The organism is SAR202 cluster bacterium (assembly GCA_016872355.1).
GTDB lineage: Bacteria > Chloroflexota > Dehalococcoidia > Lucifugimonadales > VGZY01 > VGZY01.
Genome location: VGZY01000013.1, coordinates 1 through 24,135, shown reverse-complemented (window position 1 = coordinate 24,135; position 24,135 = coordinate 1). Strand labels below are relative to the sequence as shown.

The 24,135-nt window shown below is 61.5% G+C and carries 20 protein-coding genes and 1 rRNA gene; 8 read left to right on the top strand and 13 right to left on the bottom strand.

All coding sequences use genetic code 11. The features are described from left to right. Positions 1 to 31: 31 nt before the first annotated feature. Both FJ319_04700 and FJ319_04695 read right to left on the bottom strand, forming a co-directional pair. Positions 32 to 748 carry a YIP1 family protein gene (locus FJ319_04700; protein ID MBM3933589.1) on the bottom strand — a complete coding sequence of 239 codons (717 nt, stop codon included), beginning with the start codon at positions 746 to 748 and terminating at the stop codon, positions 32 to 34. A gap of 34 nt (positions 749 to 782) precedes the next feature. Continuing rightward, positions 783 to 1,847: a Gfo/Idh/MocA family oxidoreductase gene (locus tag FJ319_04695; GenBank protein ID MBM3933588.1), complete on the bottom strand. Its 1,065-nt coding sequence runs from the start codon at positions 1,845 to 1,847 to the stop codon at positions 783 to 785. A gap of 353 nt (positions 1,848 to 2,200) precedes the next feature. Between FJ319_04695 and FJ319_04690 the strand changes: the two genes are divergently transcribed. From FJ319_04690 to FJ319_04665, 6 genes are all read left to right on the top strand, one after another. Then, the gene (locus tag FJ319_04690; protein ID MBM3933587.1) at positions 2,201 to 3,661 is read left to right on the top strand and encodes a DUF1800 domain-containing protein; all 1,461 of its coding nucleotides are present in this window, start codon (positions 2,201 to 2,203) and stop codon (positions 3,659 to 3,661) included. A 21-nt stretch (positions 3,662 to 3,682) separates the two neighbouring features. Then, positions 3,683 to 4,819 (top strand): DUF1501 domain-containing protein, encoded by a 1,137-nt coding sequence (locus FJ319_04685; protein MBM3933586.1) that lies wholly within the window; start codon positions 3,683 to 3,685, stop codon positions 4,817 to 4,819. A gap of 130 nt (positions 4,820 to 4,949) precedes the next feature. After that, on the top strand, positions 4,950 to 5,972 hold the full coding sequence (locus tag FJ319_04680) for a 6-bladed beta-propeller (GenBank protein MBM3933585.1): 1,023 nt from the start codon (positions 4,950 to 4,952) through the stop codon (positions 5,970 to 5,972). Positions 5,973 to 6,218: 246 nt separating this feature from the next. Beyond that, entirely contained in the window at positions 6,219 to 6,725 is a 507-nt protein-coding gene (locus FJ319_04675) for a peptidylprolyl isomerase (protein ID MBM3933584.1), read from the top strand. Between the two features lie 11 nt (positions 6,726 to 6,736). Beyond that, a complete protein-coding gene (locus tag FJ319_04670) occupies positions 6,737 to 7,543 on the top strand; it encodes an alpha/beta hydrolase (GenBank protein MBM3933583.1) in 807 nt (268 codons plus the stop codon). After that, positions 7,509 to 8,609, top strand: a complete 1,101-nt coding sequence (locus tag FJ319_04665) for an Ldh family oxidoreductase (protein MBM3933582.1) — start codon at positions 7,509 to 7,511, stop codon at positions 8,607 to 8,609. Before FJ319_04670 ends, FJ319_04665 begins: the two co-directional genes overlap by 35 nt. A gap of 9 nt (positions 8,610 to 8,618) precedes the next feature. On the opposite strand, the gene FJ319_04660 is transcribed toward FJ319_04665, so the two are convergent. From FJ319_04660 to rrf, 11 genes are all read right to left on the bottom strand, one after another. Beyond that, positions 8,619 to 10,484, bottom strand: coding sequence for an ABC transporter ATP-binding protein (locus FJ319_04660; protein MBM3933581.1), 1,866 nt, complete (start codon positions 10,482 to 10,484; stop codon positions 8,619 to 8,621). A 15-nt stretch (positions 10,485 to 10,499) separates the two neighbouring features. Beyond that, positions 10,500 to 12,260 carry an ABC transporter ATP-binding protein gene (locus tag FJ319_04655; GenBank protein MBM3933580.1) on the bottom strand — a complete coding sequence of 587 codons (1,761 nt, stop codon included), beginning with the start codon at positions 12,258 to 12,260 and terminating at the stop codon, positions 10,500 to 10,502. A gap of 395 nt (positions 12,261 to 12,655) precedes the next feature. Next, positions 12,656 to 12,991: a thioredoxin TrxA gene (trxA, locus tag FJ319_04650; GenBank protein MBM3933579.1), complete on the bottom strand. Its 336-nt coding sequence runs from the start codon at positions 12,989 to 12,991 to the stop codon at positions 12,656 to 12,658. Positions 12,992 to 13,091: 100 nt separating this feature from the next. Beyond that, on the bottom strand, positions 13,092 to 14,279 hold the full coding sequence (locus FJ319_04645; GenBank protein MBM3933578.1) for an aminotransferase class V-fold PLP-dependent enzyme: 1,188 nt from the start codon (positions 14,277 to 14,279) through the stop codon (positions 13,092 to 13,094). Next, the gene (gene larC, locus FJ319_04640) at positions 14,276 to 15,439 is read right to left on the bottom strand and encodes a nickel pincer cofactor biosynthesis protein LarC (protein ID MBM3933577.1); all 1,164 of its coding nucleotides are present in this window, start codon (positions 15,437 to 15,439) and stop codon (positions 14,276 to 14,278) included. The genes FJ319_04645 and larC overlap by 4 nt, the downstream gene beginning before the upstream one ends. 84 nt (positions 15,440 to 15,523) lie before the next feature. Beyond that, complete coding sequence (gene radA / locus FJ319_04635) at positions 15,524 to 16,912, bottom strand: DNA repair protein RadA (GenBank protein ID MBM3933576.1); 1,389 nt, start codon at positions 16,910 to 16,912, stop codon at positions 15,524 to 15,526. Between the two features lie 17 nt (positions 16,913 to 16,929). Beyond that, positions 16,930 to 18,084 carry a hypothetical protein gene (locus FJ319_04630; protein ID MBM3933575.1) on the bottom strand — a complete coding sequence of 385 codons (1,155 nt, stop codon included), beginning with the start codon at positions 18,082 to 18,084 and terminating at the stop codon, positions 16,930 to 16,932. Beyond that, entirely contained in the window at positions 17,900 to 18,844 is a 945-nt protein-coding gene (locus tag FJ319_04625; GenBank protein MBM3933574.1) for a branched-chain amino acid aminotransferase, read from the bottom strand. The genes FJ319_04630 and FJ319_04625 overlap by 185 nt, the downstream gene beginning before the upstream one ends. A 70-nt stretch (positions 18,845 to 18,914) precedes the next feature. Further along, on the bottom strand, positions 18,915 to 21,389 hold the full coding sequence (locus FJ319_04620) for an ATP-dependent Clp protease ATP-binding subunit (protein ID MBM3933573.1): 2,475 nt from the start codon (positions 21,387 to 21,389) through the stop codon (positions 18,915 to 18,917). Between the two features lie 53 nt (positions 21,390 to 21,442). Further along, complete coding sequence (locus tag FJ319_04615) at positions 21,443 to 22,576, bottom strand: S1 RNA-binding domain-containing protein (GenBank protein ID MBM3933572.1); 1,134 nt, start codon at positions 22,574 to 22,576, stop codon at positions 21,443 to 21,445. Between the two features lie 449 nt (positions 22,577 to 23,025). Continuing rightward, positions 23,026 to 23,142, bottom strand: a 5S ribosomal RNA gene (rrf, locus tag FJ319_04610). 164 nt (positions 23,143 to 23,306) lie between these two features. Here rrf and FJ319_04605 point away from each other — a divergent pair. Both FJ319_04605 and FJ319_04600 read left to right on the top strand, forming a co-directional pair. After that, a complete protein-coding gene (locus tag FJ319_04605) occupies positions 23,307 to 23,519 on the top strand; it encodes a hypothetical protein (protein ID MBM3933571.1) in 213 nt (70 codons plus the stop codon). Beyond that, positions 23,500 to 23,904 carry a hypothetical protein gene (locus FJ319_04600; GenBank protein MBM3933570.1) on the top strand — a complete coding sequence of 135 codons (405 nt, stop codon included), beginning with the start codon at positions 23,500 to 23,502 and terminating at the stop codon, positions 23,902 to 23,904. Before FJ319_04605 ends, FJ319_04600 begins: the two co-directional genes overlap by 20 nt. Positions 23,905 to 24,135: the final 231 nt, after the last annotated feature.

The following is a 24,135-nucleotide window of genomic DNA, read 5'->3' as shown; positions in this document are numbered from 1 at the left end:
GGGCAGACGAACATGCTGTGGAGACACCTGGCTATTGGAGCGCGGGAGCAAGGTAAAAGACGGCAAATACGAGGAGAGCGAACAGGAATACCATCAGCATCGCCGTAGGAATGACAAATGCTGCGATTGCTGTAAGGGTTCGGAAACCGTTATTCTCTCGAACTGCGATCACGGCCAGCACCAGGCTCCACAGCCACAGGCCTAGCACGACAACTCCCGGCAGGCCGGATTCCGAGAGCCCGAGCACCATGGCCGCCAGTTGAAATGGGGAAAACAACAAGGAGGGAAGGTACGCGAAAACGAACCCGGAGAAGAGCCCAGCGTACGGCCCCTTGCCGCCCAGCACCCTGCTGGATGCCGTGACAACGGCGGCGAAGAACGCGATTAGGATGGTGAGGACGGCCGGGCTGATGACCGCACCGGCCATAGCTGCGCCTATCGAAAAGCCATTGTCCGGCCCCTCGGCGCCGAAAGCGCGTGTCCAGGCGTTGCCTGTTGACCAGTCAATGACGCCGTCCAGCGCTCCCAGGAACACGATGATATTTATTGCCCACCCGGTAGGCCGGTGCTCAACGACACGCCGCAACGTCTGGACAGGGGCGACCAGGACGCCGAGGCAGGTCGTTGGAAGGCTACCGCTTTTTGGCTTCGATGGCTCCCAGGCGACCAGCGAATTGTCCGGCGCGCGCGGCTGCGGTTGCGGCAGGTCCTGCGTATTCTCCTCGCCGGGGGACGGAGTGGTCGACATTATCGCACCTCGCTGGCGCGGCATCGCGCACGGGTCAGCCTATCAGCTTGCCCCAGGAGTCCATTGAGGGCTGCATCGGCAACGTCACTGTCTTCCCGGACTTCATGGACAGAGCAACGGCCTCGGAGAACTCCATGTAGCGGACGCCCTCATCAAAGTCAGGCCTCACCGGCGTACCGTCACGGATCGCCCTTATCCATTCCAGGTCGGTTGTCTGATTTCGCACCTCGGCGGCCGGAATCTCTATGGGCTCCAGCGCCTTTGCGCCCGCGGCGCCGGCGCGGATCTCGTCCCCAAAGAGCTTGTAGACCAGCGCGCCCTTCGACCCGTAAATCTCTATCGCCTGGTCGGGAGCGGCCGCCGCGCCGGTGGCGAAGTGGTAGGTGGCAATAGCCCCGTTCTCAAGCTGCGCCGTTATGCCAATGGAATCAGGCACGCCGGCAGGCACGGCCTTACCGTCGCGGTCCTTGCGGGTCTTTGAGTACGTCCGCCCGATCGCCGCAACAGTTTTTGCAGGGCCAACCCAACGGTGCAGCACCTCCGCCCACATGCCGAGAGTCATCGCGTTAACGCCTGATGCCTCCGGGTCGTAGCGCCAGTTGTACTCATCCGACGCAGGGCTGTAGGCCAGGCCCGTTACCCTTACCTCCCGAATCTCTCCAACGAACCCTTCCTTCTTAATAAGCCTCTCCATAACCCTGTCGCCTTTCAACCCGGGTAGCGGGGGGTAAAGCGCCGTGACGAGCTTGCTGTGCTGCTTCGCAAGCCGCAACATCTCGTGCGACTCTTTCAGGTTCCGCGCCATGCGCGCCTGGGAGAGGACGTGCTTGCCGGACTCCAGAGCGAGCTTCGTTGCCGGGAGGTGAAGAACGGGCGGCGTCGCAATGACCACCGCGTCCACTTCGCCGGAACGGGCGATCTCCTCCCACGATGCGGCCGTGTGCTTGATTCCGGCCTTCTCCGCAGCGGCGCGCGCCTTCTCGGCCTTCGGCGCCCACGCGGAGACGAGCTCCACATCAGGGTCCTGCTTGAGACGCGGGATGTGCCGTGCCTGCGCTACCTGTCCAATGCCGATAATGCCCACCCTTATCTTCTTCATCAGTCATGACTCCAGGTTAATATTGTCTCGAAAGTGCCTCACGACGACAGAACGGCGCGCCGACGCTTCAACGGTGAATTTACCACAGTGCGCGCTCGCCGGGCCATCGGACGCGAGGTGAAAGTCCAAACTTCGACGGCGAGCGTATAATTAAAGTGTATGAACTATTCCGTTCAGCCCCGGTCCGAGGCTTACGCTATTCGGCTGGTGTTCCCTCGAAGTGCACAAATCATAATCGAAGCGTATAATATTCGCCACGGCAAATAGTTGCAGCGTTTGCGGCCTTGACAGCCGGAAACCGCCGTGATAAAAAGCGGTATCTAAGCCCGAACAACCTGGGACGAAGTCTGCCCATGCCTGAGACTGAAAAGGCGCAAATCGCCCACCTGCTCCGCCGCGCCGGATTCGGTGCGACTCAGGAAGAGTTGGATGAGTTCACGGCCATGGGCTATGACGCCACCGTGCGCGAGCTCGTCTATCCCACGCCTCGCGCCCTGGACGAGCCCGATATCCTCCAGCGCTACTACCTGGGCAACCTCCCGCCGGACGACCACCGCTTCCCGGGCGAGGACCTTCTCCTTCGTTACTACCCTGACATCAGCAGGGCCGAGGGCGGCTTCGTCGCCAAGTGGCTCTATCGGATGCTCAACAGCCACGACCCTCTTAAAGAGCGGATGGCCCTGTTCTGCCACCAACTCTTCGCCTGCGGCGGCTCCAAGGCGGGCCACCCGCGCTCCAACCGCCGCCAGATAGAGACGTTCAGGCGCGTGGGCCTCACGAACCTTCGCACAGTCCTCGTGGAGGTCTCGAAAGACCCCGCGATGATCTTCTGGCTGGACAACAACGAGAACCATCGAGTCGAGCCGAACGAAAACTACGGGCGGGAGCTCCTCGAGCTCTTCTCCATGGGCGCCGGCAACTACACTGAGGCTGATGTCAAGGCGTCCACACAGGCGTTCACGGGCTGGACGTTCGACCAGCCGCTGGTCGGGACCGTTTACGGGAAGTGGCCGACGAAATTCGTCTACCACCCGGAAGACCACGACGACTCCGAGAAGACGTTCCTTGGAGAGACCGGGCGCTTTAACGGCGAGGACATCATAGATATCATCTGCAGGCAGCCCGCGACCGCACGGTTTGTAGCCAGGCACCTGTACAACTTCTTCGTGGCCGACGAGCCGCCTGTCTCAGCGTGGAGCCAGCTCCCGCCCAGGAATATCGAAGCAATCGAAACCCTCTCAGAGGCCTATTTCAGCCATCGCGGCGAGATGCGGCCCCTGATGCACACCCTTTTCACATCTGACTTCTTCAAGGAAGCAATGTTCCAGAAGGTAAAGAGCCCGACCGACCTGGTCGCTGGCCTCGCCCGCATCATGGGCACCTTCAAAGAGCCGGAGATCGGCATCGGCAAGCACCTGAACGCCATGGGCTCCATGGGGCAGACGCTGATGAACCCGCTGACTGTCGAGGGCTGGATAACCGGCCAGGGATGGATAGACGGCGGCACCCTCAACGAAAGGGTCAACTACGCGGTTAACGAGATAGCGGACACGAGCGTCCCCGGGACCCAGGACCTGATAGACAGGCTTGGCACAGACGGGGAATCGGTGTCGCTGGAGCGCTTTGTTGACCTGTGCCTGGAGCATGCGGGGCTGTCAACCGTCAGTAAGGAGACAAGGGCGGGACTGCTGTCTCACGCCCACGCGGGCGGCCCTATTAAGTTTCGTAGCGCAGCCGATCGGGCAATGAGCGAAACCCGGGTCGGCAAGATGTTACAGCTAGTGGTGTCGGCAAGGGAATATCAATTCTATTAACCCCCCAGGAGGCGTGTACAGATGGTCACAAGCGTTAAGAAGCCCCCAGTCCTCGTGGTCGTGCAGCTCGCGGGCGGCAACGACTTTATGAACACTATAGTGCCTTTCGCAAACCCGCTTTACTACGACTATCGTCCCACGATGGGCGTCAAAGAGGACAAGGTCGTCAAGATCAACGACCAGGTGGGCTTCCATCCTGCGGCGGCGCCCCTGAAGCAGTTCTGGGATTCCGGCAAAATGGCCATCGTCCAGGGCATCGGCTACCCCGGCGGCAGCCGCTCCCACTTCCGCAGCATGTACATCTGGCACACCTGCGAGCCCGTGAAAATCTCCACCGAAGGGTGGCTGGGCATCGTGACGAAGATGCTCGACCCCAAGAAAGAGAACGTCCTCACCTCCGTCAACTTCGGCCGCGGCCTCCCGCAGGCGCTTGTCTCCAAGGGCGTCCCGGTAACCTCCGTAGGCGACCTGGACAACTACGGCCTGATGACGGGCCTGACCGTTGAGGAGCAGCGCATGGAGGCGCTGGACCGCTTCAAGGAGATGTACGCTCCCGCAATGGGCACCGGCCCTGTCATGGACTACCTGTCCGAGACCGGCAATAGCGTGCTCCAGGGCGCTGAGATCATCAAGAAGGCCCCGGAGATGTACAAGTCCAAAGTTGAGTACGCCGGCAACGAGATCGCGCGTGGCCTGCGCGACGTCGCCCGCGTTCACCTGGCTGACCTGGGCACACGCATCTTCTACGTCAACCACGGCGGCTACGACACGCACTCCAACCAGGCCCCCATGCACCAGATCCTGCTGAGTGACCTCACCCGTGCGATCAGCGACTTCTTCCGCGACCTGCGCGACCATGATGCCGCGGACAACGTCACGATGCTCGTCTTCACAGAGTTCGGCCGCCGCGTTGCGGACAACGGCAGCGGCACCGACCACGGCGCGGGCGGCGGCGCGTTCATCATCGGCGACAACGTCAAGGGCGGCTTCTACGCCGAGTACCCCTCGCTCAAGCAGCCGGACCTGGCCGATGGCGAGGACTTGAAGCACACCTACGACTATCGCGGCATGTACGCGTCGATCCTGGAACAGGTGATGGGCCTCGACTCCGTGCCCATAGTGAACGGCAAGTTCGAGCAGCTACCCATTTTCAAGTAGAAACTGAACGGATCTGACTTCTGTAGTCGCGGGATTCATCGCGCCTGCTTCGCCAACGGTCAGCGATGGCGAATGCGAGGAGCGATGTACCGAGCGACTACTTTTTTTCACTGCACACGGAGGCGCCAGAATGACCTTCCCCTACGCCCTTCTCCGCGTCGGCTTCCCGTACCTCACAACGCTCGCCTGCAAGAGGATCACAGACTTCCCCATGGACCTCGCCATCGGCAAGGACGGGCTGATCTACGTGCTGTGCACCGCGCCGATACGAGTGATCACGTTCGACGAACAGGTCGTGCGGACATTCGGGAAGCTTGCGTGGGGCCGCGACCGGAAGGGCGTCGGCGAAGACGAGATGATGTGGCCCATCCAGGTCGTCCTGGATGGAGAGGATAACCTCTACATCACGGACGAGGCCTGTCACAGGATCACTATGTACTCGAAGGAAGGCCAGTTCCTCGGCCACTGGGGGCAGCACGGCTCGAAGGAGGGCCAGCTTAACCGGCCCGCCGGCATCGCGTTCGATGCGAAAGAGGACGTGTTCGTCGTCGACGCTCTCAACCACCGGGTGCAGAAGTTCACCAAAGACGGAAGGTTCATCATGAGCTTCGGCTCGCAGGGGAACCGCCCCGGCGAATTCGACACCCCCTGGGGCATCGCAGAAGACAAGTTCGGAGACCTCTACGTCAGCGACTGGCGCAATGACCGTGTCCAGAAGTTCACCTGCGACGGCCGCTTCATATTCGAGTTCGGGAAGTCCGGGACGGGCGACGGGGAGCTAACCAGGCCCGCAGGCATCGAAGTAGACGACGACGGCGATATCTACGTCGCCGACTGGGGTAACAACAGGGTTAACCTGTACAACAAAGGCGGCCGGTTCGTCCAGAAGTTCATCGGCGACGCAACCCTGTCGAAGTCTGCCATCCAGCTCATCAAGAACCAGAAGCGCGTCCTTCGCCTGCGCGAGATGGCGAACATGGAGACGGAGAAGCGCTTCCAGGGTCCGCGCTCCGTGCGCCTGGACAAAAAGGGCCGCATGTACGTGGCCGATCATGAGTCGTACCGCATCCAGGTATACCAGAAGCAGGCGGTCCCCCTCACCCAGGAAGAGATCGGCCCCGAGCTAAAGGCGCCGTCGCTGTCCGCGAACTAGCGCGGATTGCGCATGCCGTAGGGGCGTTCTATGAACGCCCTCGACGGCGTGGAATATGGTTAGTGGAACCGTATTCGTAACCAACCAGGGCGTTCATAGAACGCCCCTACGAAGCCATTGACACATCGCTCACCCTATCGCATTCTCCCATTTCCCGCTTTGACCTTCCCCAATTCCCCATGTACCATAGTCCCGAACATCTTCTCAGGAGCTACCGCCATCAAGATCTACAAGGGCCCCCCAGCGATGGTCATCGATCCCGCCAAGGAGACCTACACCGCCGTCATCGAGACGTCGAAGGGCACAATTACCTTCGACCTGTTCGCGGACGAAGCGCCGGTCACGGTAAATAACTTCGTCTTTCTTGCCAGGGACGGATTCTACAACGGCGTCATCTTTCACCGCATAATCAAGGGCTTCATGGTCCAGAGCGGCGACCCCGAAGGGTCCGGCCGCGGCGGACCCGGCTACCGGTTCAAGGACGAGCCCGTCAAGCGCAACTACGTTGCAGGCACGCTCGCGATGGCAAACGCCGGCCCGAACACGAACGGCAGCCAGTTCTTCATCGTCCACGCCAAGGACGCCGGCCTTCCCAAGAACTACACGATCTTCGGCCGGGCAAAGGACGGCACTAAGGTCATCGACGATCTTGCCAACACGCCCGTGACCGCCGGGCCGGGCGGCGAGAAGTCCAGCCCCGTCGCGGCGCCCACGATCAAGAAGATCGAGATCAAGGCGACGCCCAAGGCGTGACGGAGCGCCGTATGCGCAAGCTGCTACGCGACGTAGACCTTGCATTCGAAGAATCGAGCGCCCCGGAGCCCATCGGGGCGCTCGTGCTCGTTCACGGCTGGGCGTGCGACCACACCTACATGGCCCCGCTGTTCAGGCACTTCGCCGCTCGCTACAGGGTCGTGTCGGTCGACCTCCGTGGCCACGGAGAGAGCGACTGCCCCGCCCAGGACTACACGATCGACGGCTTCGCAGACGATGTGGCATGGCTGTGCGACCGGCTAGGCATTCGCTCGCCCGTGATCATAGGCCACAGCATGGGCGGCGTTGTCGCGTACGAAGCCGCCGCGCGCCACCCAGGACTGGCCCGGGCTATAGTCGCGCTCGATTCTCCTCTTGCGATGGACGACTTACGCGTCCGCGCAATGCGTCCACTACGCCGCCGGTTCCACGCGCCGGAGTACCGCGAGCTCGTCAAAGACCACGTGCGCGGGATGTTCTTGCCGACAGACGACGCCGATATGCAGGCGCGAATCGTCGAAGGGATGAGCTCCCGGCCGCAGCATGTTATCGCTTCGGCAATGGAACACATGCTACTAAGCCGGAGCGCCTCCGCCGCCACAACGCCGCCCGTAAGCGTGCCAGTCCTTGCCGTCGCGTCCGCCGGCGGTCACATGACCGACCTGGACCGTCTTAGCCGCCTTTGCCCAGGGCTCGTAACCGGGCAGACGCTCGACTCCGGTCACTTCCTCCAGCTCCAGGTACCCGCCCGGGTGGTCTCCATGATCGAGCGGTTCCTCGAAAATGATGTACTCCAGGAGTCCGGTCCCAATGCTTGAGCGCTTCAAAGTCCCTGAAGAAATCCAGGTCCGTATCCCGGAGCGGTCGTTTCGGGCGACCATCAACGCGCTCTATCTGAAGACCGGAATGCCTCCGGAAGACGCCGCTCTTGCCACGGACGTGATCGTCACGACGGACCTCTGGGGAAACGAGTCCCACGGCGTCTCCAATGAGCTGCGCGGCTACATACAGAGCCTTCGAACCGGCCACATCAATCCGCGCCCGAACGTGAGAATCGTAAGGGAATTCCCCGGCTCCGCCGTCATCGACGGCGATAAGGGACACGGCAGCGTCGTCGGGCCGCGGGCGATGGAGATGGCGATCGAGAAGGCCCGAACCACCGGCGTCGCGGCGGTCACTGTCTTTAACTGCGGGCACGCAGGGGGAGTCGGTTACCACGCAATGCTTGCCGCAAAGCAAGATATGGTGGGTATGTCCGCCACTAACTGGGGAGGCGGCGTTCTGCCTACCTTCGGCGCAGAGCCGAGGCTTGGCACGAACCCCATCTCCTTCGCCGCTCCCGCCCGCAACGAGGCGCCTCTGATGTTCGACGCAGCAACATCGCAGGTGCCGAGCAACAAGATCAATATCGCGCGCAGGCTCGGCGCAAAAATGATGCCGGGGTGGATAGCGGACGAAAACGGTGTCCCGATCATGAAAGAAGTCCCGGTGCCATCGGGCAAGTACTACAAGCTGCTGCTGGGCTCCACAAGGGAGATGGGGTCCCACAAGGGTTACGGGCTGAACATGATGGTGGAAACGCTCGCGGGCTTTCTCAACTTCCCGTTCACCGATAGCCCATCAGGCGGCCACTTCTTCGCGGCGTTCAACATCGCAGCGTTCACGGACGTGGATAAGTTCAAGACAGACATGGACAGGAGGCTGAAGACGCTCAGGGAGACGAGGCCGGCCCCCGGTCATGACCGTGTGTTCTATCCGGGCCTGCCGGAGTTCGAGACCGAGCTCGAGCGTCGCGCAAATGGCATTCCGTTGCACCTTGAGGTGGTGGAGTGGTTCGACAGGATCTGCGAAGAGTTGGGCGTGGAGAAGCTGCAGCGGCCCTGAGCCGCGTCTCTAGGTGTGGCCCCTGTTCCCGTTCTCGCTGCCGTCTGCAGAGGGCTCGATCTCGTCGCCGATCATGTTGTATGAGCTGAGCTTCGCGTAGAGGCCGCCTTTCGCAATAAGCTCATCGTGCTTGCCGCGCTCCACAATCTGACCGCGTTCCAGGACCAGGATCAGGTCTGCATGGCGAATCGTCGACAGGCGGTGAGCAATGATAACAGCCGTGCGGTCCTTGAGCATCTCGTCCAGGGCCTTCTGGATCATTACCTCAGACTGCGTGTCTATATTCGCCGTCGCTTCGTCCAGCAGCAGGATCTGCGGATTGGCTGCGATTGCGCGGGCGAAGCTGATTAGCTGGCGCTGGCCCGTGCTCAGGTTGCCGCCGCGCTCCTGCAGAGGCGTGTCGTAGCCCTTCTCCAACTTCATTATGAAATCGTGCGCCCCAACCGCCTTTGCGGAGCGAACAATATCCTCGTCCGTTACATACGTCCTGCAGTACCTGATGTTCTCCTTGAGAGTGGACCCGGAGAAGAGATACGGCTCCTGGGGCACCACGCTCATCTGGTGCGCCAGGCTGTCCAGCGAAACGTCGCGTACGTCATGCCCGTCGATCGTGATGCGGCCCTTCGTTACGTCATAAAGGCGCATCAGGAGCGACATAATACTTGTCTTTCCCGCCCCTGTAGGACCGACCAGCGCAACGGTGTACCCGGCAGGAATATGCAGGTTTATGCCACGCAGCACAGGCCTGTCCGGTGTGTAGTGGAACTCTACGTGATCGTAGACAATCTCGCCCCTAACCTTGGGAAGCTCCAGGGCGCCCGGCTTTTCCATTACGTCCGGCTTCGTGTCCAGGAGCTCGAAGATGCGCTCCCCGGCCACCATTGCGCGCTGGAGTGATGCGTACTGGCCGGACAGGCTCTGCACCGGGCCGAAGAAGCGCTGGATGTACAGGGCGAACGCGACGATGACGCCGACCTCTACCGTCCCGCTGATCGCCAGGCTGCCGCCGATTACGATAACCGTTGCAAGCGATATGGCTGCGAGTATTTCGATTGCCGGAGAGATCATCGCGGCATACATCTGCGCGTACATGTTGGCGCGGAAGTTCTCGCGGTTGGCCTCGCCGAACCTGCGGAAGTTCGCGGACTCTCGGTTGAGGCTTTGCACTACACGGATGCCCGAAATGTTCTCTTGCAGGTCGGAGTTGACGTCCGCAGCGGCCAGCCGCACGCGCATGTATGCCCGGCGGGCGAATCGCTGCCACGATACCATGAGAGCCGCGAGCGGCGGGATGACCAGGAACGTCAGAACGGACAACTTCGCGTTTGTGTAGAGCATGATCGCGACGATGCCGGCAAGGCTGAACACGTCAGCGAGGGTCACGACGGCGATCGCAAGGAGCTCCTGGAGCTGCCGCACGTCGTTCTGCACGCGCGACATCACCTTGCCGACCTCGTTCCTGTCGAAGTAAGACATCGAGAGCTTCTGCAGGTGGTTGAACAGGTCCACCCGCATCTCCATCAGGATGTCCTGGCCGACGCGGTTCATCAGCCGGCGGTGGAACATTTCGGAGACCATCTGGACCGCGGCAATTCCCACGAACGCGGCGACTGCCCAGTAGAGGCCGGACATGTCCTGCGTGGTGATGTAGTCGTTGATGACGATCTCGATCAGCTTCGGCATGGCCACGACGGTCGCCGTGTAGACGATCATGCCGATGAGGATGAGCAAGACCTGCTTCGAATGGGGCTTGAAGTACTTGCCCATGCGAAGGATGATCTTGCGGTCGACGATCTTTGCGCCGACCGTATCGTCCTCGATCCTGATGCCCCGCTTTGATTCGAGACGGACGGGGGTCCGCCCTTTGATGAACATCTGTGAGTATGCCTCTTAATGGACCGCGGGGTTTTGGGCGGCCTTCTCTTCTTGCGGCCGGAACTGGAGGTCGTAGATCTTGCGATAGAAGCCGCCCAGAGCCATCAGCTCCTGGTGCGTGCCTCGCTCGACGATTTTGCCATGCTCCAGGACCAGGACCAGGTTCGCGCGGCGGATGCTGGAGAGCCTGTGGGCGATTACGAACGTTGTGCGCCCATTGACCACTTCGCCCAGCGCCTGCTGGATGAGCGCCTCGGTATGCGCGTCCACGCTGGCGGTGGAGTCGTCCAGCACAAGGATGGGAGGGTCCAGGAGGACCGTGCGCGCGATCGCCAGGCGCTGGCGCTGGCCGCCGGAGAGCGTTATGCCGCGCTCACCCACCCACGTATCGTAGTCGTGCGGGAGCGTCATGATGTAGTTGTGGAGTTGGGCGATCTTCGATGCCCTTTCAATGTCGTCCATCGACGCGCCTTCGAGGCCGTAGGCGATATTCTCCTTGATTGTAGCGGCGAACATGAATACGTCCTGCTGAACGATGCCGACGTTGGTCCGCAGGGAGTTCAGCGTCACGTCCCTGATGTCAGTGCCGTCCACCGTAATGCGGCCCTTCGTCGCGTCGTAGAAGCGCGGGATCAGGTGCACCAGGCTGCTCTTGCCTGCGCCCGGGCCGCCGAGGATCGCCACAAGCTGGCCAGGCTCCACCTCGAAGTCGATGTCGTCCAGCGCCGCCGCCTTGCCGTCGTAGCTGAGGGAGACGTGATCGAACTTGACCTTCCCTTTTGCGCGCGGCAGAACGATGGCGTTCTTCTTCTCTTCCACTGGGGATATGGCGTCCAGTATCTCGAAAACGCGGTTACCGGCTGCCATGGTGCGGGATACGTTGGTGATCACGCCGGAAAGCTGGCGCACAGGGTTCAGGATCTGGTTCGTCATCAGGAGGAAGGTTGCCAACTCGCCCGGCGTCAGTCGCCCGTCCGCCACTTCCATGCCGCCGACGAGAAGCAGCGCGCCTGTGACGCCCGTATAGACGAACGTCATAATCGCGCCGCGGGAAATCTGGAGCGCGTTCGCGTGGTAGGTCTCGTCCGCCACAATCACGGACTTGTCCTTGAACTTCGCCTGCTCAAACTGGCGGCCGCCGAACGCCTTGACGACGCGCATGCCCGTGAGGTTTTCCTGCAGGACTGTGGTCATGTGGCCGGTCTCTACCTGGACCTTGTGCCACATATCGTTCAGCCGCTTCGGCATGCCCTTCCCGAAAAGCCTGCCGACGATCGGAGTCACGCTGAGGGAGACGAGCGTCAGCTTCCAGTTCGTCGTAAACAGGATTGCCGAGACGGAAATAACCGTGAACGTGATGGTGAAGATCTGCAGCAAGCCGCCGCTGGCCCAGCCCCGGATGTTCTCAATGTCCGACGTGGCGCGGGACATCAGGTTTCCGGTCTGGTGCTTGTCGTAGAACCCGAAGCTCAGGTGCTGGAGCTTGCGGAAGAAGTCGTTGCGAATGTCGAACGCCGCCCGTTGGGACACAGCCTCGGAAAGGAACGACTGGGCGTAGGTGGACATGCTCCGCAGGAAGGCCACGAGGAGCACTGCCCCACCGTAAAGCCAGAGACGGCTGCTTACCCCGCTATCAATGACGGAGTCGATTGACGAACCAAGGAGGAGGGGCGTCAGGAGTCCGAGGAAGGTAGCCGAAAAGGTGCTGGCGTACGAGCCTGTGATGAGGAGCTTATGTCGGAAACCGTACGCGGCGGCACGGTACAGAATTTTCATTTACGTTCGAAGACTCCGCAGTTCAGGTCCCTTATGTTGATAGCGCAAATACGCTGCGTACCTAATCTGCGTCAAACACGACAGGACATTATCGATGTGACAGAACCTACAACGTCAACGTCCCTATTTCTGTCAGCTTTGAGTTAAGCCTGAAACGCACGCAATAATAGCACAGGCCGGCAAGCCAAATTAGCAATTCTCTGGGTATGGTGCGGTGATAACCGAGCCGGACTGTGGTATTTGAGCGGGTTGGCGACAGAAAAGTTACTTAGAAGACACGAACCATCCTACCACCGCAACTAGTCTGGGTCAACGTAAACATTGACTACTTGCAGGGCAAAATAAAGGACACCTCCATAGGGCCGGAGGTGTCCTTTAACTATCCAAGGAGGCTGTCAGGCCGTTCGGGCCAGGGCCTTGTCGAGCACGTTTTTGAGCCGCGACTTGGGTACTGCGCCGACGACCTGGTCGATAGGCGCGCCGCCCCGGAACAGGAGCAGGGTCGGAATTCCGCGCACGCCGTACTTCATCGCGGCGCGGGGGTTGCTGTCAACGTCCAGCTTTGCGAAAGTAACCTTGCCGTCGTACTCTTTGGCAAGCTCTTCTACTACCGGCGCGATCATTTTGCACGGCCCGCACCACTCGGCCCAGAAGTCGACCAGCACAGGCAGGTCGGACTTCAGTACATCCTGCTCAAACGAAGCGTCGCTAACGTGCTTTGGGGTCCCCATCAAATCCTCCCGAAGATTAAGGCTAGGCCCATTTGCGGGCCGTGGACTTTGCGTATTGTCACACTACACTAATTCAGATGCGCGTCTCTGTCGTGGAGGTTCAATTCCTCAGAGACGGCATGCCCCGGAGCCTCGTAATCAGGCCGGGCAAGATGGAAAGGAGGTAATCAATTTCCTCCCCGGTGTTCTCCGCCCCGAGCGTGATACGCAGGCTGCCCTGCGCGATGTTAGCCGGTAGCCCAATGGCCGTCAAGACGTGCGAAGGCTCGAGCGACGCCGAGGAGCATGCGCTCCCGCTGGAGGCGGCGATGCCCGCGAAGTCCAGGCCGAGCAAGACCGGCTCGCCCTCGATATTCTCGAACGAGAAGTTGACGTTGTTCGCCAGTCGCTCGGTGGGGTGCCCATTCAGGCGGACTCCGGAGACGCTGTCCAGAACGGTGGAGATTATCCGGTCCCGCAGGACGGTGCACTGGGCGACGGTGTGCTCCCGCTCTTCTTCCGCGATACGGAGCGCTTCAGCGAGCCCGATAATGCCCGGGACGTTCTCCGTGCCGGACCGGCGCTGCTTCTCTTGCCCGCCCCCGACCTGCAGGGGCTCAAAGGGCGTCCCGCGCCTCACGAACAGCACGCCGGTCCCCTTTGGGCCGTGGAACTTGTGGCCGGAGAGGCTCAGCATGTCCACACCGAGCGTCCGGGTATTCAGGTCAAGCAGTCCGGCGGCCTGCACGGCGTCCGTGTGGAACACGATCGTCCGACCCCGTCGCTTCGCCTCTTCCTTCACCACCCGGGAAATCTCCGCAATAGGCTGCACCGTGCCTATCTCGTTATTGGCATACATGATGCTGACAACGGCCGTCCTGTCCGTTATCGCCCGGCGCACGTCTTCCGGGGAGACGCGGCCGAATTCGTCCACGGTAAGGTACGTCGCCTCGTAGCCCGCCTGCTCAAGCTGGTGGACAGAGTGGAGAACGGCGTGGTGCTCAATGGATGATGTGATAACGTGGTTGCCGGTGCTCTTCAGGGCGAGGGCCGCGCCCTTGACGGCGGCGTTGTCCGATTCCGTGCCGCCACTGGTGAAGACGATCTCCGTGCTCCGTGCGCCGAGCACCTTCGCCACCACGTCGCGCGCCTCGTCGAGGGCCTTGCGGCTCTCCTGCGCCAGGGTGTAGATGCTGGACGGGTTGCCGAAGCTCTGCGTGAAGTACGGGAGCATCTTCTGCAGGGCTTCCGGCCGCAGCGCCGTGGTTGCCGCATGGTCCATGTAGATGAGCTTGTTCGAGCTGGTCATTTGGGCTGAGTCCCTTCCAGGAGGCGCCGGGCCCATGCTTCCGCCTCTATCACTCTTATCACATCCTGTAGCGGCCGGCCGGTATCCAGGGCTATTCTCCGGCAGTCTTCGTACTCGGCCGAGACCGAAACCGGCGCGCCGTCGATACTCTTTATCTTAACGCCTACCTCGCCCAGGGACGAGACAAACCGGACGTATTCCCTGCCGGCTTCGTACCTGGTTATCGGGCGCACGCGGACGCCGAGGCTGGTTGTCTCTCGCAGGATTAGATTCGCGGCGACCTGCTCCAGGTTCGAAGGGACGAGAGCGCTTAGCATCGTCGCCGGCCGGTTTTTCTTCATCTGTATGGGGGTGAACCACACGTCCCGCGCCCCGAGCGCGAAAAGCCGCTCCTGTGTGTATCCAAGGACCTCTGCCGAAATGTCGTCCAGGTTCGTGTCCAGCAGAGACATCCCGGCGTCCCCAGCTTCGTCAGCCTTATCGCCCAGCCAGATGGCGACGACGTTCGGGTATCCTTTCGGATTGCGTGTGCCGAGGCCGTACCCTACCCGCTCAACGCTCATGCGCGGCTGGCGTAGCTCCGCCAGCGTCGTGACAATTGCCGCCCCTGTCGGCGTGACCATCTCGCCGGAGTCCGGGATATTGCCCGGCGGAGGAGTTGTGGGCGCGCCTGCGATAGCGAAAAGGGCCGCGGTCGCGGGCGACGGCACGGGCAGCACGCCGTGCGCGGTCTTCACCGTGCCTGAGCCGGTCGGCAGCGGAGAGCAGTACAGCTTTTCCACTCCGAGCATGTCGAGGCCGATGACGGCGCCTGCGACGTCGTAGAGCGTATCCATTTCGCCCAGCTCGTGCAGGTGCGTCTGGCCGATCTCCACACCGTGCGCAATGGCTTCCGCCTGATCCAGGCGGCGCAGGACTGCCGTGCTGCGCTCTTTCACAGCGGCCGCGAGGGGTGAGGAGTCGATGATAGAGACAAGCTCGTCCACTGTGCGTGCCTTGCGGACAGAGGCGTCCTGCTTCACGACGACATGGATGCCGTGAACGCCGTTGCGTTCAGACGGCGCGGCGGATAGCGCAACGCCCGGCACGTTCAGCTTCGCGAGCTCGGATGCAAGCGCGTCAACAGGCACGCCGGCGTGGATGATCGCGCCCAGCAACATGTCGCCGCTTACGCCGCCGGTGCAGTTAAGGTATGCGACTCGCAGTTGTGTAACCTCTGGGAGAAATCTTGGGACCGCCCGGCGCTACGATTCTCTGCCTCTGGGCAGGGCAAGGGAGAGAGCGTGGACGAGGGTCTCGACGGGCGTGCCGTCCACTACGGCCCTGTCCGCGCCCATCTCTCCCCCTGCGGGGACGATGCACTTTCGGAGTCCAAGGCGCGCGGCCTCAGAGATGCGACGCTGCAGGTGCGGCACGCGGCGGACCTCCCCGCTCAGGCCGATCTCTCCAATTGCTATGGTACCGGACGAGACCGGCACATTCTTCACGCTGGACGCTATGGCCAGCGCGACGGCCAGGTCTGCCGCGGGCTCTGAAATCCGCAGGCCGCCCGCGACGTTCACGATGACGTCCTGCGTGGCGAGCGATACGCCGACGCGCCGGCTCAAGACCGCGCAAACGAGGAGCAGCCTGTTGAGATCGATTCCCGTCGCCACACGCCTGGGTATCGGCTGCACCGATGGACTCGTCAGGGCCTGCACCTCGACGAGCATCGGCCTGCTGCCCTCCATCACGGGCACGATGGCCGAGCCCACGGCACCCTCGCGGTGCTCGGCAAGGAACGCGCTGGATGGGTCCGAGACCTCTATCAGGCCGCGCTCGGCCATTTCAAACACGCCCACCTCGTTCGTCGAGCCGAAGCGGTTCTTCACGGCACGCAGCAAACGCCACGAGCTTACCGGGTCGCCTTCGAGGTAAAGGACCACGTCTACCATGTGCTCAAGGACCTTGGGTCCGGCGATCTCGCCGCCCTTGGTTACGTGGCCGGTGAGGATGAGCGGGACGTCGTGCACCTTCGCCCACTCCATCAGGATACGCGTGCACTCGCGTATCTGCGCCACGCTCCCCGCAGGCGATGTGAGGCCATCGTCGAACATCGTCTGGATGGAGTCCACGACGGCCGCCGCGGGCCGGACCTGCTCCAGATGGGAGATCACGTCGTTCAGGAGCGTCGTCTGCAGGAGAATGAGGCCGTTGCCCTTGATGCCCAGGCGGTCGGCCCGCATTTTCACCTGCGCCATCGACTCCTCGCCGGTGACGTAGAGCGCCTTGCCCTGCCGTGACGCGATCTCCGCGGCGATACGGAGCAGGAGGGTCGACTTGCCGATGCCGGGGTCGCCGGCTATGACGACAAGCGAGCCCGGCACAAGGCCGCCGCCCAGGACGCGGTTCACCTCGTCCGAGGCGACATCCATCCTGAGAACGCGCTCAACGGAGACTTCAGACAGCTCTTGCGCCGGCACGGCGGAAGCGGACGCCCTGGCGCCGCCGCGCCCAGACGGCCGCGCGGCGCCCGGGCGAAACTCCACCATGGTATTCCACTGGCCGCAGCCCGGGCACTGGCCCGACCACTTCGGGCTATCTGCGCCGCAGCTCTCACACATGAATTGTGTCTTTTCGGACCGTTTCGCCATCTGTCCCTGCCCTCTTCCTACACCCGCTCCCCTGTGAGCGCCCTGCGCGGGTTCTCTACCATTATCCTGTGGAGCTGCTCGTCGCTTAGGCCGCGCTGCTTCAGGAGCGGCAGCCACTGCGTTGAGATATAGGCATAGCCTCCGCCGCCGTTGACGGTGTACATGGGCTGGACGCACACATCGTGCGACAGGAGAAGCTGGTCGATGTAGCCCTTCTCGATTATGTGCAGGATGCGTCGGATGACGTTCTCCTGGTAGGCCGGTCGGAAGCTCCCGATGCCCTCAATAGAAACGAAGGGGCCGCGTTTTGCGACCGCGACGGCGTACTCGTGGCTGGGGCCGCTGGCGATGTGGCTACAGATTACGCGGCGCAGGTCCACGCCCTCGTGCTCCAGGATATCCAGCTGGTCGAAGGCGATGTCGCCCTCCGACTGGTGCGTTGAGAGCGACACTCCCGTTTGCTTCTGCGCCCTGGCGGCTGCGCGAAGGACGCGCTCCTCCACCGCGGACACGAAGTTGCTGTGAGCGCCGATCTCCCCGATGATCCCGGCCTTCACGTCCGTCCCCTCGATGCCGACCGTAACGTCGCGCACAATCTCCTCGGCGATCTCGTCGGTCTTCGCGCGGTGCAGGTACGGCTCGTAATACGGCTCGCGGTACCAGCCGCAGCCGAGGACGATGTTCAGCCCGGTGCGGCGCGCCATCTCCCGGATGGCGAGCGGGTGCTTGATAGGAAGTATGCGGTTTTTGTTGCCGCGCAGCCCACCGGGAGTCTGGTCCACGAGCGTAACGCCGCCGGCGTTCTTGAAGAGCATCAGCTCGGAGAACGCGGTTTCCGGCACATTGAGCATCCTGTCGCTGAGCCATACGTCGATCCGAAGGTCGAGGAATATGTGCTCGTGGATGAGGGTGAATCCGAGCTTCGACGAGTCTACAGGGCCGTTTACGGTCATTACGGTTGGCATTACGCTTCCTTCGATTCCGTTGTTAGAGCTCGCGGGTGAACTGGCGGACGATGTCCTTGCCCACGAGTCCGCTGTACGCCTCCAGGAGGCGGGACGTGATGGGGCCAGGCACCTTGCCGGAGGCGATCTTCGCGCCGTTGATGCTGGACACCGGGCAGATGCAGATACTGGTCGCCGTGACGAACATCTCGTCCGCCGTATAGGCATCGAACAGGTCGATGTCCTTCTCCACCATCTCTATGCCGATCTCGTGGGCAAGCTCGATGGTCGTCTGCCTGCTGATGCCGCCCAGAACGAAATTCGTGCGCGGCGTGAAGACCGCTCCGTTCTTGACGACGAAGATGTTGCTGCCGTCTCCCTCCGCGAGGTTGCCGTTGACGTCAAGCGTAATTGCCCACGCATTGGGATCGCGGGACTTGACCTCAAGGTCTGCCATGATCAGGTTGAGGTAGTTGTGCGACTTCACCCTTGGGCTGAGCGACTCCGGGGGCGTTCGGCGCACGGAGGCCACGATCAGCGGGATGCCTTCGCTGTAGTAGTGACCGCGCGACTTGAAGGGGATGGCGCGCGTTTCTATGATCACGGTCGGCTTCGGCTTCTCCGTCACGCCGCGCAGACCGCGGGTGGCCTTCTGGGTAACCCAGAGGTCGTCCTCTTTGCCGATCATCGGCAGGTTAGCCTCGAGCACCTGCATCGTCAGGTCGGCGACCTTCGCCTTGTCCATTCCTATATCTATGCGGAGATACTGGAGGGAGTCGAACCACCTGTCGAGGTGCTCGCTCAGCTTGAATATCTTGTGGTTGAATGTGCGGGTTGTGTCAAAGCAGCCGTCGCCCAGAAGGAACCCGCGGTCTTCAATTGAGACAAGCGCCTGGCTGTCAGGCACCATCTTGCCGTTCAGATAGACTATCCGTTCCTGCTCCATAGCCCTGCTCCTGCTCTGCGGAAAACGTATTTGCCGCCACATTCTATCAAAAGCAGAGGGCCCGGGCCGTTGCGTACGGCCCGGGCCCTCCCATCATCAATCTACGGTTACCTCAGTTGGAGGCAACAGGCTCCGTGCGGGCCTTCGCCTTGACGGTGAGGACCTCGTTCTCGATATCGATGAGCGCGGTGTCCCCGGTCTTGAACCTGCCGTCCAGGAGAGCGTCGGACAGCCGGTCCTCAACCTCGTCCTGGATGACGCGGCGCAGCGGCCTCGCGCCGAACAGGGGATCGTAGCCCTTGTTTGCGATCCACGCCTTGGCGGCGTCGGTTATCTCCAGCGAGATGCCCTTCTCCACCAGGTTGAAGGCCACCTTCTTCGTCTCGATGTCCACGATCTTGTGGACCTGGTCGCGGGTCAGCGGGTGGAATACGACCGTGCCGTCGATCCTGTTCAGGAACTCCGGGCGGAAGAAGCGCTTGATCTCATCCAGCACGTTGCCCTTCATGCGCTCGTAATCGGCCTTGCTCTTGCCCTCGTCGCCGACCTTCGTATTGAAGCCGAGCGACTTGTCCTGGCGGATCAGGTCCGAGCCGATGTTGCTCGTCATGACGATCAGCGTGTTGCGGAAGTCCACCTTCCGGCCACGCGAATCGGTCAGGTGGCCGTCATCGAATATCTGGAGCAGGATGTTGAAGACCTCAGGGTGGGCCTTCTCGATCTCGTCCAGCAGGATGACGCAGTAGGACTTGCGGCGGACGGCCTCTGTGAGCTGGCCGCCCTCATCGTAGCCAACGTAGCCCGGAGGCGCGCCGACAAGCCTCGCGACGGCGTGGCGCTCCATGAACTCCGACATGTCGACGCGGATGACGGCGTCCTCGGTGCCGAAGAGGAATTGCGCCAGCTTCTGCACCAGGTGCGTCTTGCCCACGCCTGTAGGGCCGGCGAAGATGAACACACCCGTGGGGCGCTTGGGATTCTTGAGGCCGGCGCGAGCGCGGCGGGTGGCCTTGGAGACGATCGTGACCGCCTCCTCCTGGCCGACGACGTGCCTGTGGAGCTCCTCTTCCATATTCTTCAGGCGCTCCATCTCGCTGGCGGACAGGCGGGTCACAGGGATGCCCGTCCACATCGAGACAACCTCTTCAATGTCCTTCTCGGAGACCTTCGGCTTGTCCTTCCCGCGCTCCTCCTGCCATGCCTTCTCAAGGCCCATGAGCTTCTCGGCGAGCTGTGTCTCGCGGTCGCGGAGCTCGGCGGCGTACTCGTACTGGCGGGACGAGATCGCCTCGTCCTTCTCCGTCCGCACCGTGTTCAGCGCCTTGGAAGTCTCTTTGAGCGTCAGCGGCGCGGTGCTGTAGTTGATGCGGACGCGCGATGCAGCCTCGTCAACCAGGTCAATTGCCTTGTCCGGCATGAACCGGTCCGGGATGTACCGGGCGGCCAGGGTTGCGGCGGCGCGGAGAGCGTCGTCGGTGATCTCAAGTTGGTGGTGCTCCTCGTACCGGGAGCGAATGCCCTTGAGGATCTCAATCGTCATGTCGACGGTCGGCTCCTCGACGGTCACCGGCTGGAACCTGCGCTCCAGGGCCGGGTCGCGCTCTACATACTTGCGGTAATCGTCGAGCGTCGTGGCGCCTACGCACTGCAGCTCGCCGCGGGCGAGGGAGGGCTTCAGGATATTGGCGGCGTCCACGGCGCCCTCAGCAGCGCCGGCGCCGACCATGGTATGGATCTCATCGATAAAGAGGACGCAGTTCTCGGAGGCCTTGATCTCTTCTATGACCTTCTTGAGGCGCTCTTCGAACTCGCCGCGGTACTTGGTGCCGGCGACGAGCGCGCCCATGTCCAGAGTCACCAGTCGCTTGCCCTGGAGAGTGGACGGGACTTCGTTGGAGGCTATCTGCTGTGCCAGAGCTTCGACGATGGCGGTCTTGCCGACGCCCGGCTCGCCGACGAGGACGGGGTTGTTCTTGGTGCGGCGGCTGAGGATCTGCGTGACGCGCTGGATCTCCTTTTCGCGACCGACCGTAGGGTCAAGCTTGCCGGCGCGCGCGGCGGCCGTAAGGTCGATGCCGAGCTGGTCGAGCGTAGGGGTGCGGGTGGCGGGCTTTGATGCCGTGCCGCCCTGGGAGTGCTGGAAGGTCTGCGTGAGGATACGGCTGGTCTCGGCGCGGACCTTGTCCAGGTTGATGCCGAGGCTTTCCAGGACGCCTGCCGCGACGCCTTCGCCCTCGCGCATGAGGCCGATCAGGAGGTGCTCTGTGCCGATGTAGTGGTGGTTGAGCCTGCGGGCTTCATCCACTGCCAGCTCGATCACCTTCTTTGCGCGCGGCGTGAGGCCGATCTCGCCGGAAGTGCTGCGCTCACCCCTGCCGATGATGAATTCGACGGCGGACCGGACCTTGTTGAGCTCTACTCCGAGGTTGGAGAGGACCTTGGCGGCAACGCCGTCTGACTCCCGGACCAGCCCGAGCAGGATGTGCTCCGTTCCAATATAGTTATGGTTGAACCGCTGGGCTTCTTCCTGGGCCAGAGACAGGACCCGGCGAGCCCTCTCGGAAAACTTTTCAAACCTGCTTGTCATTTGGTGATCTCCTGCACGGAGTGTGCGAATTTCCTGCCGAAGCGGCTGGGACCTTACACCTGGCCCTGCTCCTCGACCGCCTGCTTCAAGCTGAGCCCGAGTCGGCGCCTCTCCGGCTCAATGCGAAGGATCTTCAGCCTCACATTGTCTCCCTCCCCCACAACCTCCCGCGGATGGCTGATCATCTTCTGCGTCAACTCGGAGATGTGGACAAGCCCCTCTACAGAGCCCTCCACCCTGGCAAACGCGCCGAAGTCAGTCAGTTTGGTGATAACCGCGTCCACAACATCGCCGACGTTGTACCGCTGGGTAATCGTCTCCCACGGCTCTGGCTGCAGTCGCTTGAGGCTCAGGGCGATCTTCTTGTTGTCCGGGTCCACCCTCAAGACGTACACCTCAAGCTCCTGCCCTACCTTTACTACCTGGTCCGGTGCGCTCACCGTATTCCATGAGAGCTCGGAGATATGGATGAGCCCGTCCGCGCCGCCCAGATCAACGAAAGCGCCGAAGGAGCTGATGCCGGTGACCCGCCCCTTCCTCACCTGGCCCTCGGCCAGGTCCTGTATCAGCTTGGCCTTCTTCTCTTCCCTGCGCTCCTGGACCGCCTGCCGCTCGGAAAGGATGGCTCGGTTGCGGCTCCGGTTCACTTCGAGGACTTTGAGGGACAGGTCTTTGCCGATCTCGGATGACGTGGTATCCGGCGCGCCCTCAGGCTTGTCCTTGAAGTGCTCTCGCGAGACGCTTATGATCTGGGACATGGGTACAAACCCCTGAACGCCCTCCACCTCTACTATAGCGCCGCCCCGGTTAAATCCAATGATTTTCCCTTTCAGGACAACGCCGCTGTCAACGGACTTTTCAAGCGTGCGCCAGCCGAGCTCGCCCAGGGCTTTGTCGATCGAGAGGATAGCTGCACCCTCTGCTGACTCGCCCTTTATGACCATCGCGAGGATTTCATCGCCTACTTTGATCTTCTCGAGGGCGGCCCTGTCGAGAGTCCGCATCTCTGCGGCCGGGACTATGCCTTCGGCCTTGTGCCCGATGTTTACGAGCACGCCGTCGGCGTCCGAGCGCATAACGATTCCCTGGATCACCTCGCCCCAGCGAAGTGGCTTCATGGGCTCAAAGGAGTCGAGCAGTTCCCCCATGTCCTGCGTGCTGCCGGCATCCTGCTGAATTGAACTCACGTTCCGTTACCGCCCTTAAAGATGTAGTCCTGGCTTTTTCAATTATAGGTATGCAGATGCGAGGGTGTAAAGTTTAGAAATGTACGGTATCTGCTTACGCTATCGGGAACAAAAGAGGAAGTGGGAAACGGCTTCGGTAGCCTGGACGTTAGCGGGGCTGGCGCCCCTTACGAAGCCAAGTTAATTGTAACACAGGGGGTGTACCAAAAAAAGCTGTTTATACCTATAAATCGCGAGAGATGGGGCGCGCTACCTCGCGTGCCTATGGTGTACCAAGGGGAAGGCGAATGATTCTGGCTGCAAGCTGCGCGTGGACTTGCGGAATTCGTAACCGACAAAGGCATTGACCCAGGCGGTGACGGGTGACGATCGTGGAGAAATGGGAAATGGAACGAGCGGCCATGTTACGAAGGGGAAAAAGGACGCCGGTGGGATAAAAACAAAAAAACCCCTGGCGGTGACTTATTTTCCCACATACTTGCGCATGCAGTATCGTCGGCGCTGAAGCGTTTCACTTCCGTGTTCGGGATGGGAACGGGTGGGACCACTTCGCTCAAACTACCAGGGGGTTTTTACGTTGGTAAGGCAGCTTTCGCTGCGGTTGCCGTGGCCGTATCTTGCGACAGCTTCGTTATTATAGCCACCGCTCTAACCGCCGTCAATAGGCAATTTCTGACCTGGACGTTCCAGTCCTGCTGCGAAGACATGGGCCATATGTTAGCATACGGACATGGAAGAACTTGAGACTATGCGACTGGACCGTCGGTCTATGAAGGTCGCCCGCCTGGTCGACCCGCCGGATGACCGCGAATACTGGTGGTCAATAACCCCTGAGGAGCGCCTCACCGCGCTCGAAACCTTGCGACAAATTAACTATGGGTACCATCCGCCTGGCCCCAGACTTCTAAGAGTTCTTGAGGTTGTTGAACACCCACAAGGTTGAGTATCTGATTGTCGGCGGGTACGCGGTCGCGTACCACGGGTATCCCAGGGCGACTGCCGACCTTGACGTCTGGGTCGCTGCGAGCCCTGACAACGCGGAACGGACCGTTGAAGCCCTCCGTGCCTTTGGGTTTGACATGCCCCAGTTAACCCCTGGTCTTCTGATTCGTGAATCGCATATCCTCAGAATGGGAGTCCCTCCGGTCAGGCTTGAGGTATTGACAAGCATTTCCGGAGTGGAGTTCAGGGCGTGCTACGGGAAGCGAGTTGTGACGGAACTTGACGGCGTCCGCACTAATATCATCGACTTGGAAAGCCTGAGGGCCAACAAGCGGGCAGCCGGTAGATTCAAGGACCTGGATGATCTGGAAAATCTTCCCGGTTGAGCCCTGCCGTTAAACTGTCAAGGGGCAGTGAATCTGTCAGTGTTTAGGGTGCAGTGATTTTGTCAGTACGGTTCGTCTCCATGGGTGGTCTGCAGCTGGCTTATGGGCGGTGGACTTAGCCGGATAGGGACTGAGTCCTCTCGCCCGAGGTTTCGGTTGAATTCCGGTGGGAGACTCCTGCGCTTCGGGTTTTGGCTGCTCACCGAGTGAAGATTGGGGATGAGAAAGGTC